At 61.4% G+C, this 18,190-nt stretch carries 18 protein-coding genes; 9 read left to right on the top strand and 9 right to left on the bottom strand.

Translation table 11 applies throughout. The features are described 5' to 3' along the window. Positions 1-14: 14 nt before the first annotated feature. Positions 15-677, top strand: a complete 663-nt coding sequence (locus B7L15_RS15705; protein ID WP_085919876.1) for a bifunctional 4-hydroxy-2-oxoglutarate aldolase/2-dehydro-3-deoxy-phosphogluconate aldolase — start codon at positions 15-17, stop codon at positions 675-677. 34 nt (positions 678-711) lie between these two features. Here the strand turns inward: B7L15_RS15705 and B7L15_RS15700 are convergent, their stop codons facing one another. From B7L15_RS15700 to edd, 9 genes are all read right to left on the bottom strand, one after another. Then, positions 712-1,593, bottom strand: a complete 882-nt coding sequence (locus tag B7L15_RS15700; protein ID WP_085919875.1) for an SMP-30/gluconolactonase/LRE family protein — start codon at positions 1,591-1,593, stop codon at positions 712-714. Further along, positions 1,590-2,201, bottom strand: coding sequence for a 2-dehydro-3-deoxy-6-phosphogalactonate aldolase (locus B7L15_RS15695; protein ID WP_085919874.1), 612 nt, complete (start codon positions 2,199-2,201; stop codon positions 1,590-1,592). The genes B7L15_RS15700 and B7L15_RS15695 overlap by 4 nt, the downstream gene beginning before the upstream one ends. A 28-nt stretch (positions 2,202-2,229) precedes the next feature. Then, the gene (locus tag B7L15_RS15690) at positions 2,230-3,195 is read right to left on the bottom strand and encodes a 2-dehydro-3-deoxygalactonokinase (RefSeq protein ID WP_085919873.1); all 966 of its coding nucleotides are present in this window, start codon (positions 3,193-3,195) and stop codon (positions 2,230-2,232) included. Between the two features lie 28 nt (positions 3,196-3,223). Beyond that, positions 3,224-4,372: a galactonate dehydratase gene (dgoD, locus tag B7L15_RS15685; protein ID WP_085919872.1), complete on the bottom strand. Its 1,149-nt coding sequence runs from the start codon at positions 4,370-4,372 to the stop codon at positions 3,224-3,226. A 33-nt stretch (positions 4,373-4,405) separates the two neighbouring features. Continuing rightward, positions 4,406-5,125, bottom strand: a complete 720-nt coding sequence (locus tag B7L15_RS15680; RefSeq protein ID WP_085919871.1) for a FadR/GntR family transcriptional regulator — start codon at positions 5,123-5,125, stop codon at positions 4,406-4,408. Between the two features lie 142 nt (positions 5,126-5,267). Continuing rightward, positions 5,268-6,230, bottom strand: a complete 963-nt coding sequence (locus tag B7L15_RS15675) for a carbohydrate kinase family protein (protein ID WP_085919870.1) — start codon at positions 6,228-6,230, stop codon at positions 5,268-5,270. A 44-nt stretch (positions 6,231-6,274) separates the two neighbouring features. Beyond that, positions 6,275-7,144: an aldo/keto reductase gene (locus tag B7L15_RS15670; protein ID WP_085919869.1), complete on the bottom strand. Its 870-nt coding sequence runs from the start codon at positions 7,142-7,144 to the stop codon at positions 6,275-6,277. Positions 7,145-7,166: 22 nt separating this feature from the next. Further along, complete coding sequence (gene glk, locus B7L15_RS15665; protein WP_085919868.1) at positions 7,167-8,132, bottom strand: glucokinase; 966 nt, start codon at positions 8,130-8,132, stop codon at positions 7,167-7,169. Further along, on the bottom strand, positions 8,132-10,021 hold the full coding sequence (gene edd, locus B7L15_RS15660; RefSeq protein WP_085919867.1) for a phosphogluconate dehydratase: 1,890 nt from the start codon (positions 10,019-10,021) through the stop codon (positions 8,132-8,134). Before edd ends, glk begins: the two co-directional genes overlap by 1 nt. A 270-nt stretch (positions 10,022-10,291) precedes the next feature. Between edd and cobT the strand changes: the two genes are divergently transcribed. The 8 genes from cobT to B7L15_RS15620 all read left to right on the top strand — a co-directional run bounded on the left by cobT (position 10,292) and on the right by B7L15_RS15620 (position 18,071). Next, a complete protein-coding gene (gene cobT, locus B7L15_RS15655; protein WP_085919866.1) occupies positions 10,292-11,356 on the top strand; it encodes a nicotinate-nucleotide--dimethylbenzimidazole phosphoribosyltransferase in 1,065 nt (354 codons plus the stop codon). Next, positions 11,353-12,390, top strand: coding sequence for an adenosylcobinamide-phosphate synthase CbiB (gene cbiB / locus B7L15_RS15650; RefSeq protein ID WP_085919865.1), 1,038 nt, complete (start codon positions 11,353-11,355; stop codon positions 12,388-12,390). Before cobT ends, cbiB begins: the two co-directional genes overlap by 4 nt. Beyond that, positions 12,387-13,502: a threonine-phosphate decarboxylase CobD gene (gene cobD / locus B7L15_RS15645; RefSeq protein WP_085919864.1), complete on the top strand. Its 1,116-nt coding sequence runs from the start codon at positions 12,387-12,389 to the stop codon at positions 13,500-13,502. Before cbiB ends, cobD begins: the two co-directional genes overlap by 4 nt. Next, on the top strand, positions 13,486-14,022 hold the full coding sequence (locus tag B7L15_RS15640) for a bifunctional adenosylcobinamide kinase/adenosylcobinamide-phosphate guanylyltransferase (protein ID WP_085919863.1): 537 nt from the start codon (positions 13,486-13,488) through the stop codon (positions 14,020-14,022). The genes cobD and B7L15_RS15640 overlap by 17 nt, the downstream gene beginning before the upstream one ends. A 41-nt stretch (positions 14,023-14,063) precedes the next feature. Continuing rightward, entirely contained in the window at positions 14,064-14,834 is a 771-nt protein-coding gene (cobS, locus tag B7L15_RS15635; protein WP_085919937.1) for an adenosylcobinamide-GDP ribazoletransferase, read from the top strand. Beyond that, entirely contained in the window at positions 14,771-15,424 is a 654-nt protein-coding gene (locus tag B7L15_RS15630) for a histidine phosphatase family protein (protein WP_085919862.1), read from the top strand. Before cobS ends, B7L15_RS15630 begins: the two co-directional genes overlap by 64 nt. Continuing rightward, the gene (locus B7L15_RS15625; RefSeq protein ID WP_085919861.1) at positions 15,376-15,801 is read left to right on the top strand and encodes a bifunctional adenosylcobinamide kinase/adenosylcobinamide-phosphate guanylyltransferase; all 426 of its coding nucleotides are present in this window, start codon (positions 15,376-15,378) and stop codon (positions 15,799-15,801) included. The genes B7L15_RS15630 and B7L15_RS15625 overlap by 49 nt, the downstream gene beginning before the upstream one ends. 170 nt (positions 15,802-15,971) lie before the next feature. Beyond that, a complete protein-coding gene (locus B7L15_RS15620; RefSeq protein WP_085919860.1) occupies positions 15,972-18,071 on the top strand; it encodes a type VI secretion system Vgr family protein in 2,100 nt (699 codons plus the stop codon). Positions 18,072-18,190 lie beyond the last annotated feature (119 nt).

Genomic DNA, 18,190 nt, shown 5'->3' with positions numbered 1-18,190 from the left:
TTGGAGACTCACGCATGACCATCGATAAACAGCTGCCGTCGACGCGCACCGCAGAGCTGGACAGCATTTGCCTGAAAGCCGAAGTGATCCCGGTGATTACCATCGACCGCTTGGAAGACGCCGTGCCATTGGGCCGTGCCCTGGTCGAAGGTGGCCTGACCGTGCTGGAGATTACCCTGCGGACCGAGTGCGCGCTGGACGCCATCAAGCGCATGAAAGACGCCCTGCCCGGGGCGAGTATCGGCGTAGGCACGGTATTGACCCCTGCCCAGTATCGCCAGGCCGAGCAGGTCGGCGCTGACTTCGTGGTAACCCCAGGAGCGACCGAGGCGCTTTATCGCTATGGCGTGGAAAGCCCGGTGCCGATGCTGCCCGGCGTATCCACCATTTCGGAGCTGATGACCGGCTGGCAGTACGGCTATCGTCGGTTCAAGTTCTTCCCTGCCGAATCCAGCGGTGGCTCAAAAGCGATCAAGGCGTTTGGCGCGCCGATTCCGGAAGCACGCTTCTGCCCGACTGGCGGTATCACGGTGGATAACGCTGAAGAGTACCTCAAGCTGCCGAACGTCATGTGCGTGGGCGGCTCCTGGGTCACGCCCAAGGCGATGGTCGAGGCGGAAGACTGGGACGGCATCCGCGAACTGGCCCGCCAGGCCGCCGAACGCTTCCACCACTAACCTGAATCGCCCCGGACTTGCGCCGGGGCTTTTTTTACTCAAGCGTCAGTAACGGATCGGCGAGGCCATGAACGCCTACGTTGGCCTTGAATAACCCGCCTGCCAACGGCTCTTCGCGGCGCTGTGCGTCGCTGAATCCCTCCTGCGCCGTGGTGATATAGAGCGTTTCAAGGCCAGGGCCTGCAAACGCCGGGCAGGAGGGCTGGCTGACCGGCACATGCACTTCGTCAATCACCTGACCCGCGGTATCGAGCCGCACGATCTTACCCGCGCCCCAGAGGGCAAGCCACAGGCAGCCTTCGCTGTCGATCACCGCGCCGTCGGGGTTTCCTTCAACCGCCGTGAAGTCCGCCCAGGCAACCGGTTCGCCCACTGGCCAGCCTTGGCTATCCAATGCCCAGCGCATCACGACCCCGGTGGCTGTGTCGGTAAAATACGCCGCGTCACCCATGGGTGAAAAGCAGATGGCATTGGGAATGGTCAGCCCGCTGCGCAGCCGAGTCAGTTCCCCACGATGCAACCGATAGAGGCTGCCCGCTTCGGATTCGGCGGTCTTGCCCATGGTGGAAAGCCACAGGCTACCGTGGCGGTCCACGCGGGCATCGTTGCTGCGCGTAACGGGGTTGTCGGCTTCAAAGTCGGCAAAATGCTCAAGGCGTTGCGTCGCCGGATTCAACAGGCTCAGGCTGTGCTCGCCGACCAGCATTAGTCGGCCATCGTTCAGTGGTGTGGCGAGCGATACCCTTTGCTCAAGCGGGTAATGGCCATGCTCGCCGTTTTTAAGTGACAGCCAGTGAAGGCATTTGCCCAGAATATCGCACCAGTAAAGCCGTCCGCTTCCGGCGTCCCACTGGGGGCCTTCGCCCAGCTCGCAGCGGCAATCCACCGCCAGTTCCGCCATCTTGTTGTGATTCATAAACGATCTCCTGCGGCTTGCCAGGCGTCTACCAGCGCCTGGGCCTGCTTGCCGACTTGCTGAGGCGTTTGCCCCGGTTGGTAAAGCGCGCTGCCCAGGCCTGCTCCATCCACGCCCGCGGCGCGCCAGGCGGCAAAATTGTCGATACCGATACCTCCCACCGCATATAGCAAGGTGTTAAGGGGCAGCACGGCGCGGACAGCCTTCATGCCCGCGATGCCCACCTGTACCGCCGGGAAGAGCTTTAGCCCGGTCGCACCAGCATCCAGGGCATCAAAGGCTTCGGAAGGCGTCACAATGCCTGGCCAACTGGCCATTGAGAGGCGATAGGATTCTTCGATGACGGCAGGGCGGCAGTTGGGCGAGACGATCAATCGACCGCCTGCAGCATGAACATCACGTACCTGCTCAGCGCTTAATACCGTTCCCGCACCGATCAGCGCCTGGTCGCCAAAGGCGTCCGCCAGGCGCTGGATGCTGGTGAATGGGTCGGGGGAATTAAGCGGCACCTCGATTTGCGTGATGCCCGCATCAAGCAAGGCGCCGCCAACGGCCACCGCATCATCGGGCGTTACCCCACGTAAAATGCCAATTAAAGGCAGTGTCATAGCGCTCTCCTTGTTTAGCTGATGCTTATTACCGGGTGCTTTGGTAGGCGAGGGTCAGTCCGGCCAATACCGCTGTGTCGCCGTCAACGCGCTGGGTGCCGATGTCGAGGGCTTCCAGGGCGAGTGCGTAGCGGTGGTTGAGCGCCTCGTTGCCGATCAGGGTCACGCTTTCCCCTGGCGTCAGCTCGTGGCAGGCACCGGCCAGTTCGAGACCGATCGCCAACCCCGAGAGATGTGCGGCAAGCACGGCACCTCGGGCATCACCGCTCGGCAAGGTATTAGCCAGCAAGTCCTGAGCGCGGACGCCGAATAGCCGCTGGCTGAAGCGTTCGGGCGCCTGATAGCTTGCCTTGACCGCCTGGGTAAACGACTGGAGACAGCCGTCGTGTTGCAGGTCATCCTGCCCTACGGAGTGCTTCAGTACGGATTGATGCGCGAGCAGTTGATACAGCTCGCCGGTCAAGTAGGTCGCAAACTCGGTGACGGCACCATCGGTTAAGCGTGCCCATTTGGCATGGGTGCCGGGCAGGCAGACAAGGCCGTTAAAGCGGTACGAATCGGCCAGAAGGCCCGCTAACTGGGTTTCTTCGCCGCGCATCACATCGTAGAGATGCGTATTGCTCCCGGACTGACTTAATCCAGGCAGCAAGTAAACCTGCAGGCGAGCGTCGGCGAGAGCCGGCATCACCGCGCCACGAGAGAGTTGATCGAGACGCGTGGGCGTCGCCAGATAAGCGGCCTCCTGCCAGCCCTGCCGTGCGCCCGCCATACCGCATACCATCACAGGCGTTTGGCCGTTATCGGGCAACCAGGCGTCGACGATCCCAAGCAGCTCGGCCTCATACTCGGCGGCGGTCAGCGACAGCATGCCGCGAGGGCTGGAGGCACTCGCCATGACGTGATTCTGGGCATCCATGGCCCAGGCGCGCAGGTTGCTTGACCCCCAGTCCACCGCAATCCACGCTAAAGGATGTGTTAACTCACTCGCGCCCATAGGGCTATCTCCCGGTTAGTCGCTTGGTTTACCACTCGGCAATAGAGCCATCTTCATGGGTCCATACCGGGTTGCGCCAGCGATGGCCAACGTTGGCGCGCTCTTCAACGAAGGCTTCGTCAATCTCCACACCTAGCCCCGGCCCCTGGGGAATCGCACAGAAGCCGTCTTCAATGCTGAGCGCCGATTTGTCGACCAGATAGTCGAGTACGTCGTTGCCCTGATTGTAGTGAATGCCCATGCTCTGCTCTTGAATAAAGGCATTGTGGCTGACAGCGTCCAACTGTAGCGACGCGGCCAGGGTCAGGGGACCAAGCGGGCAGTGGGGCGCCAGGGCAACATCGTAGGCGGACGCCAAGGCGGCGATTTTAAGCCCCTCGCTGATGCCACCGCAGTGGGAGATATCCGGCTGAATAATGTCGATCATGCCGTCTTTAAGCAGGTCGCGGAATTCAAAGCGGGTATGCAGCCGTTCGCCGGTGGCGAGCGGGTACCCAAGGCCACCGGCAATGTCTTTCAGGCAGGGCAAGTGCTCGGGGGCAACCGGCTCCTCGACGAACATCGGGTGGTAGGGCTCCAGCTCGCGCAGCAGTGCTTTGGCCATGGGGCGGTGCACACGGCCATGAAAATCGATACCAATGCCCACATCCGGGCCGACCGCATTGCGCGCTTCGGCCACCCGGGCGACCGCTTCGTCTACCTTGCGGTGTGAGTCGACGATTTGCAGCTCGGGTGTGCCGTTCATCTTGAAGGCGGTAAAGCCCTTGTCAGCCAGTGCCTTGGCGCCTGCACCCACGTCGCTAGGACGGTCGCCGCCGGTCCAGGCGTACATGCGCATTTTATCGCGCACCGCGCCGCCCAGTAGCTGGTGCACGGGCACACCCAGATCGCGCCCTTTAAGATCCCACAGCGCCTGGTCGATACCCGCAATGGCGCTCATCAAGATTGGCCCGCCGCGGTAAAACCCGGCGCGATACAGCGTGTTCCACAGGTGTTCGATACGGTGCGGGTCCTGGCCAACCAGGTAGTCGGAAAGCTCATGAACGGCAGCCTCGACAGTCGCCGCGCGGCCTTCGATGACCGGCTCGCCCCAGCCGTAGCAGCCTTCGTCGGTTTCGATCTTGAGAAACAGCCAGCGCGGGGGGACTTGCCAGGTTTTCAGTCGGGTAATTTTCATAGGGTCAGATCCTAGTCAGTGGTCGATGGCCGGTTAATTGACGATGCCCAGGTCGATCGCCGTGCGGCGAAGCACTTCCCGCGCGGCGAAAGACGCCGCCTCGGCATCCCGGCGCACAATGGCTTCAAGAACGCGGCGATGCCGTGACAGGCTGTCGTCGAAGGTGTCGGTGCGGTGCTGAGAGCCATGTACCAGGGCCATGATCGAAGGGCGCAACAGGTGTCCCATTTGCCGCCACACCAGGTTGTGGCTGGCCTGGTAGGTGGCATCGTGAAACATGACGTCGTACTCGGCATGCTGGGCGCGAGCGGCAGTTGACTGGGCAGTTTTCTGCATGCCTTCAAAGGCGGCTTCCAGCCGGGCGATATCGTCCGCATCGGCCGCTTCGGCGGCAAGGCCCGCCACGACAGGCTCGGCCGAAAAGCGAAACGCATAGATGGCGCGCGTGAGCTGCGGGTCGAGGTCGGTAAGCCCCGTCATCCATTCGCTCATCAACGGATCCAGCAGGTGCCAGTCGCTCATTTCACGGACGTGCGTGCCACGCCCGGCGGTACGGTCTAAAAGACCAGCGGAGGTCAAGCGGGCCAGCGCATTACGCACCTTATTACGGCTCACATCGAAGTGCGTGCCGATGTCCATTTCCTTGGGGAAGATGTCACCCGGCTGCCAGTGGCCTGCCAGTAATGCCCTTGCCAGCAGGCGGGCTAATTCATCCGCACCCCCTTTATGGCGGGGAAGGGTCTCCAGCGTCATGGCGGTCACTTATTAACGATAGTGTCGGTATGCTAGTAAATGTCTGACATTTATACAAGCCGGAGCTGTACGACCTTTGTCTGCAATGAAGGGCGCATAATGGTGCGCCCTGGGCAAGTGGCTGTTAGTTAGGACGTGTCATTTAGGGAGCGTTGCGCAACGCTTCGATATCTGCGTGGGTGGGCAGCGCTGCGTAAGCGCCTGGGCGCGTTACGGCGTGAGCACCGCAGCGGCAGGCGAGGTCCACCGCGCGGGTGAGGAAGTCAATATCCTGGTGCCAACCTTCCTCGATGCCGTGCTTTGACAACTCGGCCAGCAGGCCGCCGATGAACGCATCGCCACCGGCGGTGGTGTCCACGGCGTCAACCCTGGGGGGCGCGATGGTCTGATCAAGACCCGCGCCCTTGAGGGCGACGCTATTGGGACCGTCGGTCACCAGCATGACTTTCACGCCCGCGGCAAGGCGCTCTGCTATCCAGGCGTCTTGGGGGTGATCGCCGCGCAGGTAATCAAGTTCGTCGAGCGATACCTTGACCAGCTCGGCGCTATCCAGCAGTTGCGTCACCAATCCCATATCCGCTTCGCCTTCTGGCCAGAGATTGTGGCGCAGGTTGGCATCAACGCTAACCAGGCAACCTGTGCGTTTCGCCATGGTCGCCATGGCCAGCGTCACGTCGGCGATTTCCGGGTCGGTCAGGCTATTGCTGCACAGGTGAAGAATCGCGGGGTTCTCGAAAACGCCCTGGGGGAGGTGTTCAAGACGGTAGAGCAGGTCGGCGGCAGGTGGGCGGTAAAAGTCAAAGGTACGCTCGCCGTCGCTGTCCCGGGAAACAAACGCCAGCGCCGTACGTGCTTCTTGGGTGAGTACCACGCCCTGGGTGTCCACGCCGTGGTGCTGTAACTCTCGGATGATGAAATGCCCAAAGGTATCGTCACCCACCATGCCCAGAAACTGGCTGGGGACGCCCAGCCTTGCGCAGGCAACCGCCACATTGGCGGGGGCGCCGCCAGCGTAAGGCGTGAAGGTTTCGGGGCCGGATGCGTCACCCAGGCGGCTTGAAAGCATGTCGACGAGGGCTTCGCCAAAGGCAATTATCGGCGTCATCATGGGATCCTTGTGATTATTGGTCAGATGGAGAGGAGATACACCTAAGCGACGCAGTGGCCGCGAGCAGCTTCGAGCAATGCGTACCAATCTTCTCTGGGCAGCGTGTCGGGGCCTTTGAGCATATCGGCAATGCGCTCGGATTTCACGCTACCGACCACCGGCACTGGCCGATGGGGCAGGCGACGCAGCCAGGCAAGCGCCAGAGCGCCTGGGGTGCTGGTGTGTTCCTCGGCGAGCCGCCCAAGCGTGTGATTGACTTCACCTTGCAGTAGCTTGCCGCCCGCGAGCGGCGACCAGGCCATCGGTGCGTGGCCGTCGGCACATAGGTCGTCGAAGCTGCCGTCGAATAGCGGCGTGCTATGGGCAATGGATAGCTCGATTTGATTGGCGCGCAAAGGCTGGTGCATGGCGTTTTGTAATCTGCGCCACTGACTGGGCAGGTGGTTGGAAACGCCAGCAGCGCCAATTTTGCCTGCTTCGATGGCCTTGTCCAGGGCGCGTCCGGTGGCTTCGGCATCCATTAACAGGTCGGGGCGGTGAATCAGAAAGTGATCGATACGCTCGACGCTCAAGCGGTCTAGCGCGTCGTCGATCGCCCGGTTTAGGTAGGCCGGGCTGGCGTTATAGTGCTTCACCTTGCCGTCCCCCGGGGTCGGGTTATCGTTGGCGATACTGGCTTTCGTTACCACGTGAAGCTGTTTGGCAAGCGCGGGGCGCGCGCGCAGTGCCTGACCAAACAGCGTCTCGCCAGCACCCTTGCCGTAGATATCGGCGTGGTCAAACCAGTGCAGGCCCTGCTCGAGTCGTGCCTCTATCCAGTCAGCCAGGTGGTTGGCCTGATGCATCTCGGCGGTTTCGTGGAGACGCATCATGCCAAGGACAAAGGGCACGTCGAAGGTTGGCGCGGGCATAGGGAGGTTCCTGTTGGTGGGCTTAAAACACTTCTTCGTTGTGCAACGCCTCAGCGGCACCAAGCAACCCTGTCCAAGGATGGGTGACCACCCAAACGGGGATGTCGGCGTTATAGGCGCCCATGCGGCCCTTGTTGACAAAGGCCTCGCGCAGTTGGCTTGTCGGCAGCCAGTCAAGAAGGCGTGGCAAGATTCCGCCGCATAGGTAAACGCCACCTCTGGCGCCCATGGTCAGCGTGGCATCGCCACATACATCGCCGAGGATTTTCAGGAACCGTAACAGCGTGGCGGTGGCGATCGAGTCGCCCTCGTTGGCTGCCTGGGTCACCTCCGCGGGGGAGGCGCAGCGGGGTGCCTGATCGTCGAGCGCGCAGTGGGCCTGATAGAGCTCGAGTAAGCCTTGGCCACACAGAATGCGCTCGACGCTAACACGTTGGTGGCGCTGTAAAAACACGTCAAGCAGCGCGCGCTCGGTGTCATCGGTGGGCGCGAAGGTGACGTGGCCACCCTCGGTAGGCAGCGGTATCCAGGCATGCTGGCCGGGGAAGACACCGGCTACGCCAAGCCCCGTGCCGGGGCCAATCACCAGGCGGGTGGAATGTGCCTGGCCGTCACCGGCCTGAACCGCGACGAGGTCATCGGCCGTCACGTGGGGCACGCCCAGGGCCTGAGCAGTAAAATCGTTGATAACCTTGAATAGCGACAGGTTCAGCGTTTCGCGAACCTCGCGCTTCATGAAGTCCCAGTGGTTGTTGGTCATCTTCACCCGCTCGGCGTGAACCGGGCAGGCAAACGCCAGGCATGCCTCGCGAGGGGCGTTGTCACCGGTCGCCCCCACTCGGGTCAGGTAGTCCTGAATCGCCTCAATAACGCCTGGGTAGTCGGCGCAGGGGAGGTTGATAATATCGTGCGGGGTGATGTCGCCTGGCGTCACCAGCGCCAGGCGTGCATTGGTCCCGCCGATATCGCCGATCAAGGCTGGTCGCATCAGGCGTCCTCTTCGAAGATCTGACCTTGCTGGCGGGCGAGATCGTCGGCTTCGAAGCCGCCAAAGACACCTGCGCCTTCCTCGCCGCGCATGGCCAAGTGGCGGAAGCCTGAAAACAACTCGCGACCCAGGCCAACGTGGTATTGGTCAAGATTGCCGATGGCCAGTTCACGCTGCCCCCAGGTGACAGGGTCTACCTTGGCGTCGAGCGTGCCGGCGTTGGCATCCAGGCGGACGATGTCGCCATCGCGGAGTTTCGCCAGCGGGCCGCCGTCCAGGGCCTCCGGGCTCATGTGAATGGAAGCCGGTACCTTGCCCGATGCGCCCGACATGCGGCCGTCAGTCACCAGCGCCACTTTATAGCCACGATCCTGTAGCACACCCAAGAACGGCGTCAGTTTGTGCAGTTCCGGCATGCCGTTGGCTTTGGGGCCCTGGAAACGGACGACCACGATCACGTCGCGATCCAGGTCGCCGGATTCGAAGGCCGCTTTCATCTCGTTCTGGTCTTCGAAGATCTTCACCGGCGCTTCCACCACGCGGTGCTCTTCGGTAACCGCCGAGACCTTGATCACGCCCCGGCCCAGGTTGCCTTTCATCACCGTCAGGCCGCCGGTGGGCGCAAAGGGCGATGAAACCGGGCGTACAACGTCTTCGTCGAGGCTTTTTTCAGGACCTTCGTGCCAGACGACCTTGCCGTCTTCAAGGAAGGGCTCCTGGGTGTAGGCGGTCAGGTCGGTACCGAACACGGTGGGAATATCGCCATGGAGCAGGCCAGCGCCCAGCAGCTCGCGGAACAGGTAGCTCATGCCGCCTGCTGCCTGGAAGTGGTTGATGTCTGCCTGGCCGTTGGGATACACCTTCATCAGGCTGGGCGTGACCGCGGAAAGGTCGGTGAAATCGTCCCAGTTCAGGGTAATGCCTGCCGCTGCCGCCATGGCGATCAGGTGCATGGTATGGTTCGTGGAACCGCCGGAGGCGAGTAGCCCGACGACGGCATTGACGATAGCACGCTCGTCGATCTGCTTATAGAACGGGCGGTAGTCACCGCCAGGCTCGGTGTTGCGGATCGCCTGCTCGGTCGCGTAGCGGGTCAGGGCTTCGCGCATTTCGGTGCCAGGGTTGACGAACGAAGTGCCCGGCAGGTGCAGGCCCATCACTTCCATCATCAGCTGGTTGGAGTTGGCCGTGCCGTAGAAGGTGCAGGTGCCAGGGCTGTGATAAGACTCGGATTCCGCCTCCAGCAGCGCATCGCGACCCACCTTGCCTTCGGCGTAAAGCTGGCGAATGCGGGCTTTTTCCTTGTTGGGCAGGCCGCTGGGCATGGGGCCTGCCGGCACGAACATCGCGGGCAGGTGGCCGAAGCGTGCGGCACTGATAAACAGCCCGGGGATAATCTTGTCGCACACGCCCAGGTAAAGTGCCGCATCGAACATGTTATGGGAAAGGCCCACGGCGGCGGCCATGGCAATTACATCCCGTGAGAATAGCGACAGCTCCATCCCCGGCTGGCCCTGGGTCACGCCATCGCACATCGCCGGTACGCCACCGGCAAACTGGGCTGTGGACCCCATCGCGCTGGCTGCGGCTTTGATAGTGGCCGGGAAGGTTTCGAATGGCTGGTGGGCCGACAGCATGTCGTTGTAGGCCGAAATGATCCCCAGGTTGGCGCTATTCATCAGCTTGAGGGAATTTTTGTCCTGCGGGTTGCAGGCAGCAAAGCCGTGGGCCAGGTTACCGCAGGAGAGCTCGCCGCGATGCACGCCGCGCTTGTGCTGATCGGCCATGCGGCGCTCATAGAGGGCGCGCCGTTCGGCAGAACGCTCACGTATGCGTTGGGTAACCTCGGCAACGGTGGGATTTAAAGGGGCGTGTGTTGAGCTCGGCATAATTACCTCTGCATGGTAGAGACGGTGAGTCAAACCTGTAGTTATTTTACATTTTTTGGTGGCGATAGGAGAGACTTTACGGCAATAAAATTGCTATTTGTAGTTTTATTACCCTAATTGATGACAACTATCGCCCTGAACAACCGGGGCTAAAGAGGGCTGGCTGATCGTGGCGGTCAGTGCCCGCTTACCAAGTTTAAACCGCAAGTATAGCAGGCCTGCATTTGCTACCATTCCCCCTTCCTTTATGTTGAACGCTTTGGAGCCACCATGCCCCCCGATGTTGCCCCGTCGATGATCGCGCGTATCGTGCCGGTAGACGCTTGCGCAGGTGAACGTGCGCGTGCCTATCTTGATACGCTCACCAAACCGCCGGGCAGCCTTGGAAAGCTAGAAGCGCTCGCGGTTCAGCTAAGCAGCATTACCGGTGAGCTAATGCCCAGGGTAACGCCGCCGGGCGTGCTGGTGTTCGCCGCCGACCACGGTGTGGCGGCAGAAGGCGTGTCGGCGTTTCCCCAGGCCGTGACCGCCCAGATGGTCGCCAACTTCGCCAGCGGTGGGGCGGCAATTAATGTGTTTGCCCGGCAGATTGACGCCCATGTCGAGATCGTGGATGTGGGCGTGGCGTCTAACTTGACGATGCCTGGCGTGACCCACGCCAAGGTGCGTCAGGGTACGGCCAATATGGCACTCGAAAATGCCATGCAACCTGAGGAAGCCCAGGCGGCGATTGAGGTAGGCGTGGCCGCCGTGGAGCGGGCTCGGCAGGCAGGTGCTAAATGCCTCATCGTCGGCGAAATGGGGATTGCCAATACCACCGCCAGTAGCGCCATGCTGGCGGTGTTGGCCGGCACCCCGGTGGCCCAGGCAGTCGGTGCCGGGACGGGTATCAATAGCGTCCAGCAAGCGCATAAGGTGGCGGTAATCGAACATGCCATTCAGGCACGCCAGGCCGACCTCGATGATCCTTTAGACGTACTTGCGAAACTTGGCGGGCTGGAAATTGCTGCCATGGTGGGTGCTTATCTAGCCGCAGCGGTTCAACGGCTGCCCGCCGTTGTGGATGGCTTTATCGCCACGGTGGCAGCGCTTGTGGCGTGCCGCCTATGCCCGGCGGTGCGAGGTTATCTGGTGTTTGGCCACCGCTCGGAAGAGCCCGGCCACGCCACGGCCCTGGAGGCACTTGACGCCCAACCGCTGCTGGCGCTGGGCATGCGGCTGGGTGAAGGCAGTGGCGCGGCGCTGGCATTCCCGCTGCTCCAGGCGGCTGCCGGAATGCTCAATGAGATGGCGACCTTCGCCGATGCAGGCGTTAGCGACAACAACTCCCAATGATGCCGTTCAGCGACTATTTTCCTGCCATGCTGGTTTGGGTGACCGTGGCGATCGTGATTGACCTGATCGTCGGTGATCCGCGATCGCTGCCGCACCCCGTGGTGATAATCGGCCGAGCCATCAGTGCGCTGGAAAAACGTTGGAACCAGGGCGCCGCCAAGCGTCGATGGCGGTTGGGGTTTTTACTCACCGCCGTTATCGTGCTGGGGACCTTTGGCGTTGCGTGGCTGGTGCTGGCACTGTTGAGCGCGCTGCACCCATGGCTTGGCGTTGTCGCCGAGATAGGGCTGTTAGCCACGACGCTGGCGATTAAAGGGCTGGCGGAGGCAGGGCGTGCCATTGCCGTTCCGCTTGCCAAAGGCGATTTGCCTGCTGCTCGGCAAGCGCTGGCCATGATAGTGGGGCGCGATACTCAGGGCCTGGATGAAGCCGGGATCACCCGCGGGGCGGTGGAAACCGTGGCGGAAAATACCGTCGATGGCATTACCGCACCGCTGTTTTTTGCCCTGATCGGCGGTGCCCCCCTGGCGCTGGCGTACAAGGCGGTGAATACTCTGGATTCGATGGTCGGTTACCGCAACGCACGCTATAACGAGTTTGGCTACGCCTCGGCCAAGCTGGATGACGTGGCCAACTGGCTGCCAGCACGCTTGACGGCCTTGTGTCTGTGGCTTGCAGGGCTGTTGCTCAGCGTTTCAGGCGTTTCAGGCGTTTCAGGCGTTTCAGGCGTTTTACGGTTGCGCTGGCGGGGCGCGTTGCGTGACACCTGCCGCGAGGCGCCCCGCCACCCAAGCCCCAACGCCGGCTGGCCGGAAGCCATGGTGGCATGTTTGCTCGGCGTTCAGTTAGGGGGCACTAATTTCTATCAGGGTGTTGCCTCTCATCGTGCGACGCTGGGCGAGCCGTTGGAGGCGCTGCACGTTGCCCATATCGACGCAACGATTCGCTTGATGCACGGTGGCTGGATGCTGTTTATGTGGCTGTCAGCTGTCTTGATGGTTGGGCTGAGTTTGATTCTTCCGAGGCTTTTATGAGCATACCCGAATGGCCCAGCCACGGCGGGCAGTCCGAGGCGTTATTAGCACACTTCGGCTTGCCACCAGGGCACCGGCTGTACGACTTTAGCGCCAATCTGAATCCCTTGGGGCCCCCCGCCTGGGTACGCGACTGTTTGACACAACAGCTGGCTGGCCTTGAGCACTACCCGGCGCCGGACTATTCCGTTGCCCGTGAGGCCATCGCCAGCCATCACCAGCTTCAGCCCGAACAAGTGCTGCTGACCAACGGTGGCGCTGAGGCGATTTTTCTTGCCGCCGCGCTACACGCTTGGCAGCGGGCGGCGATTATGACGCCAAGCTTTGGCGAGTACGCCCGAGCGTGTTGTGCCCATCGGCTTTCAGTCACTGAGATCGCACTGCCTGCACCGCACTTTGCCCTGGATGTTGATGCGCTGTTGGCAGCACTTAATGGTATCGATGTGCTGTTTCTATGTCGGCCCAATAACCCCACGGCGACGCTTATCGATACATCAGTCATGGAGACATTGCTGGATTACACGGCTTGGACGGGCTGCCGGGTGGTGGTGGACGAGGCCTTTGTGGATATGGTCGGCGATACGCATGATGCGGTGTCGCTGGTACCGCTGCTGGATCGCTACCCGCATCTGATGCTGCTGCGCTCAATGACCAAGTTTTATACGCTGCCAGGGCTACGGCTAGGCTATATGCTGGCGGATACGGCCACGATTCAAGCAGCACAGACCCACCAGCCGCCCTGGAGCGTGAACCACCTGGCAGCGGAGCTGGTAGCGCCGTTGCTGGCGGACGGTGCCTTCACCCGGCGCACCCAACGCTGGTTAGCCAGCGAGCGTCCATGTATGACCCAAGCGCTTAGCGAGCTGGGGCTGGACGTGGTACCCAGCCAGACCTGCTTTTTCCTTACCCGCCCGGGTACCGAGCAGCGCGCCGCAGGCATCTCCAGCGATGTGCTATTTGAGCGACTGCTACACGAAGGCATGCTGGTGCGCCATACCCACAATTTTGCCGGGCTCGACGGCGACTGGCTCCGTGTGGCCCTGCGCGACAAGCCTGACAATCAGCGGTTATTGAATGTATTAAAAAAGGTACTGCATGATTGTCTTCGTTAGCGGCGGGGCGCGTTCCGGCAAAAGCGACATCGCCGAGCAGCGGGTGCTGGACGTGGCAGCCAGTTCAACCTGTTACTATCTAGCTACCGCAGACGTATATGACGACGAGATGGCCGCGCGTGTTGCTCGTCATCGGCAATCCAGGGGCGCGCAGTGGCTGACGTTGGAAGCGCCGTTGGCCATTGATCGAGCACTGCAAAAAGTGCCTGATGGCAGCAGCGTGCTTTTGGACTGCCTGACCCTCTGGGCCAGTCAGGTACTGTATGCCAGTGAGCTTAGCGAAGACGAAGGCTTGGCGTTACTGGCAGGCGCCCTCGCAGATGCCCAGGCGCGCCGCGTGCATCTAGTGATTGTCTCTAACGATATCAACGAAACGTTACCGCCCAGCGATGTCGAGACCTGGCGCTACCTGGCCTTTCTTCAGCGTGCCCACCGCAGGGTGGCGGCAGAGGCGGGTTCGGTGCTGGAAGTGGTCGCGGGCTGTGCCATCGAGTGGAAAAACGACGGGAAGTTGATGTGAAAGAAAGTACTGTAAAAGAACGTACTGTGAAAGAACACGCGGTGAAAAACGTTCTGTTCGGTCTCTTGCTCGCACTGCAGTTTTTGACCCGAATCCCGATCCCTGTCGCTTGCCCCTGGACGCCTGCAACCCGGCGCTGGGCGGTGCGTGCCTATCCTCTGGTCGGCTTGCACATCGGCAGCGTGTTGGTGCTGGTGGCATTCGCCATGCAAAACGTCCCCACGCCGATGACCGCGCTGGCGCTGCTTAGCCTTTGGGTCGCGCTTTCCGGTGGGCTGCACCTGGATGGCGTCATGGACATCGCCGATGCGCTGGGCAGCAATCAACCCTTGGAACGCCGCTGGGCAATCATGAAGGACCCGCAAATCGGCAGTTTCGGCATGCTGGCGTTGGTGTTTCTACTTGCCTGGAAGGGCGTTCTACTGTGGGCATTACTTACCTATCAAGCGCCGCTCTGGTGGCTGCTGGTGGTGCCCGCGCTCGGGCGCTGGGCAGGTGTGGCATTGCTGGTGCTGACCCCTTGCGCCCAGCCTAAGGGCTTGGCCTGGAGCTGGCAGCAGTCGCTTAGCGGCCAGGATGTGGCGCTGGCGCTGGTACCGCTGGCGGTGATAGCCCTGCTGGCACCCACACTGGTGGTGATGCTGCTGACGGCCTGCGTTTTTGTGGGACTTATGCGCTGGCTTATGCTGCGCCTGTTTAATGGCATCAACGGTGACATGGTCGGTGCCACCATCGAAGGAGGAGAGCTTTGGTTACTGATCTTAGTGTGGAGCTGGTGGCAGTTCGCCACGGTATCACCGCCTGGAATCTAGAGCGCCGTTACCAGGGCCAGCGCGATATTGCGCTGCTGTTTCCTGAGGCTGAAGAGGGCTTGATCGCACTGCGCGACGCAATGGTGGATGAGCGTTTTGATGCCATTTACTCAAGCGACTTGAACCGCTGCCAACAGACGCTTGAGTGGATCCAGGCGGCAAAAGAGGGCGTGCCGGTTGCGCTGGAGCCGCGTCTGCGCGAACTCGATTTTGGCGACTATGAAGGCAAGGTCTACGACGAACTAAAAGATTTGCCCCATTACCGCGCCTGGATCGACAGCGTCGGCGAGCTGCAAATCCCTGGCGGTGAATCCGCCGCCCAACTGCGCACACGCCTGGAGGCCTGGTTGCATGATGTCGCCGTGAATGCCCGGCAGGGCGGCCAGCGAAAGATTCTAGCGGTCACTCATGGTGGTGTGATTCGCGAACTGCGCCGTCGTTTTGAAACCCTTCACTTCTGGGATGGCTCAGTGAGTCAGGCCCAGGGCAGGCGCTGGACACTCACTTATCAAACCGATGCGAATGGCAAAGGAGATTGGCAATGCAGCTCTTCATCGGCGGTGCCTGCGCTGGTAAACGCGACGCCGTAACGGCTCGCTTTCCCGACGCCGTATGGCATCGCCTCGCACCGGGAAAGCGGCTGGAAGAGTGCCAGCAAGCCCTGGTTGCCGACACCCCGCTGGTGATAACCGGTGTGCTCGAGTGGCTCGAAGCCGCTTTAGCAAACGCGGAAAACGATGCACTGCGCCAACAGTGGCAGGGCGATATGACACGGCTCTGCCAGCGTGCTGGCGAGCTAAAGGCGCCGCTGATCATTATTGCCAATGACGTTGGCCGGGGTATTGTGCCCATGCAACCCAAGCAGCGCCGCCTGCGCGACCTCAATGGCTGGTTCACTCAAGACGCCACCGCCCAGGCAGACAAGGTTTGGTACGTACGGCATGGATTGGTGCAGTTGATCAAGTAGTTATCCCGGCTTTTATCACGCTAATTCGGGCGAATTCTTGCCCATTTTGTAAGCTATTTCTTACACGGTGTAAGAGATCGCTGTGACGTGCCCTGCAAGGGTTGCGCTTCGCTTCCGGCTCGCTATTCTGACCGTTTTCATTAGCGATTGATGGTCCAGGGAGCGGCATTATGTCGGAAAGGACGGGGGCGAACAAAACAGGCCTGCAATTCACCCTAGCGCTACCGGGGGTGGATGATATCGCGGTGATCGACTTCACCCATCGCGAAGCACTCTCCCAGCCTTTCGAACTGGCGCTCAACCTGGCCAGCCGCGACGGCAGCCTGGATGCCGCCGACCTCCTGGATCGTGAAGCCACCCTGACTATCTGGCAGGACGGCGAACCGCTACGCCGGGTGCACGGTATTGTCAGCGAATTTGGCCGCGGCGACCGCGGCCACCGGCGTACCTTCTACTCCCTGGTACTGCGCCCGGCGCTCTGGCGGCTCTCGCTGCGCCAGAACTCGCGCATCTTTCAGAAGGTCGACCCGCTCACCATTATCAATACCCTATGCGATGAGCGAGGCATCCGGGATGTAGCCTTTGCGGTCACTCGCGAGCTCCCCGAGCGCGAGTACTGCGTGCAGTACCGCGAGACCGACCTTGCCTTTATCGAGCGCCTGGCCGCCGAAGAAGGGCTGTTTTACTTTCATGAGTTCGAGGAGAGTGCCAACGGCGCCCATCGGCTGGTGTTTGCCGATGATCCGCAGGTACTGACCCATCTCGGCGAGCGCACGTACCACAGCCGTGCCGGGGGCACTGCGCCCACGCGCCATGTACGCAAGCTCAGCCATACCGCCCGGGTGGCGAGTTCGTCCGCCACGCTGAAAGACTACAGCTTCAAGAACCCGGCCTACGCGCAACTGCACGACCATCTGGGCCGCGACGTCGAGCAGCACGGCCAGCAGGTGGATTACGAGCACTACGACTACCCCGGCCGCTACAAGCAGGACGCTTCCGGCGAGCCGTTTACCCGCATTCGACTGGAACAGCTGCGCCGTGAGGCGATTACTGCCAGCGCCGAAAGCGACCTGCCCGAACTGGCTCCCGGTGTGCGTTTCACCCTGACGGACCACGACACCGACAGCCTCAACCGCGACTGGCAGGCCATCAGTGTTCTTCACCACGGCGAACAGCCCCAGGCGCTGGAAGAAGATGGCATCACCCAGGGTGATGCAAACGGTATGACCCTTTATTACAACCAAGTCACGCTGATCCCCGGCGATGCGCCCTGGCGGGCCACGCCAAATCCCAAGCCCCGTGTCGACGGCCCCCAGGTCGCCTTTGTGGTCGGCCCCGACGGCGAAGAGATTCACTGCGACGAACACGGCCGGGTCAAGGTCCAGTTCCCCTGGGACCGCTATGCCGAACCCAATGAAACGGCAAGCTGCTGGGTGCGGGTTGCCCAGGGCTGGGCAGGCGGCGGCTACGGCAGCATCGCCATCCCCCGCATTGGCCACGAGGTGATTGTCTCGTTTCTGGAAGGCGACCCGGACCAGCCCTTGGTCACCGGGCGTACTTATCACGCCGTCAACACCGCGCCGTACCCGCTGCCGGAACACAAGACCCGCACGGTACTGCGCACCCAAAGCCACAAGGCAGAAGGCTTCAACGAGCTGCGCTTCGAAGACGAAGCGGGCGAAGAGCAAATCTGGCTCCACGCCCAAAAAGACCTGGAGCTGTTAACGCTTAACGACCGTATTGAAGAGACCCGCAACGACAGCTTCTTGAAGGTCAATAACGACCGCATCAGCGAAATCGACAACGACGATCACCACACGGTCCATGGCAATCGCTTCGAGCACACCGAAGGCCAACAGCACTTCAGCGTTGACGGCACGCTGCATATCAATACAGGCCAGGCCTGGCTCAGCGAAAGCGGCCGGGAATTGCATATCAAGGCAGGCCATAAAGTGGTGCTTGAGGCGGGGGACGAATTAACCCTGAACGCCGGTGGCAGCTTTCTCAAACTGGACGGCAGCGGCATTACCATCGTTGGTCCCAAGGTGCGCGTCAACGCAGGCGGCAGCCCCGGCAGTGGCAGTGGGCAGGCGGTGGAAGGTCCGCTTCTACCAGGGCATGCGGTGACAGAGGGGCATGAAGCCATACCGCCAACATCACTGCCAAAGCTGAAGGATTACCAGCTAAGCGAAGCGGCCATCATGCCGCTCTGCGGCAAGATCAATGACACCCAGTGTTCGCGCGAGGATTGCCCATGTCTGGCTGGTTAAACCAACTTGCCGAACGCTGTTATCCGGCGGACAACCTTGCGGGGATGGTGACAGGCCAGCGCGGCTTTGTGGTACTGGACCAGCGTCACTCGCCTGAACAGGGCAGGCCACTGCTATCA

Source organism: Halomonas sp. CSM-2 (assembly GCF_002119345.1).
In the GTDB taxonomy this organism is placed as follows: Bacteria; Pseudomonadota; Gammaproteobacteria; order Pseudomonadales; family Halomonadaceae; genus Vreelandella; species Vreelandella janggokensis.
This window is presented reverse-complemented; position numbering and strand designations above follow the sequence as displayed.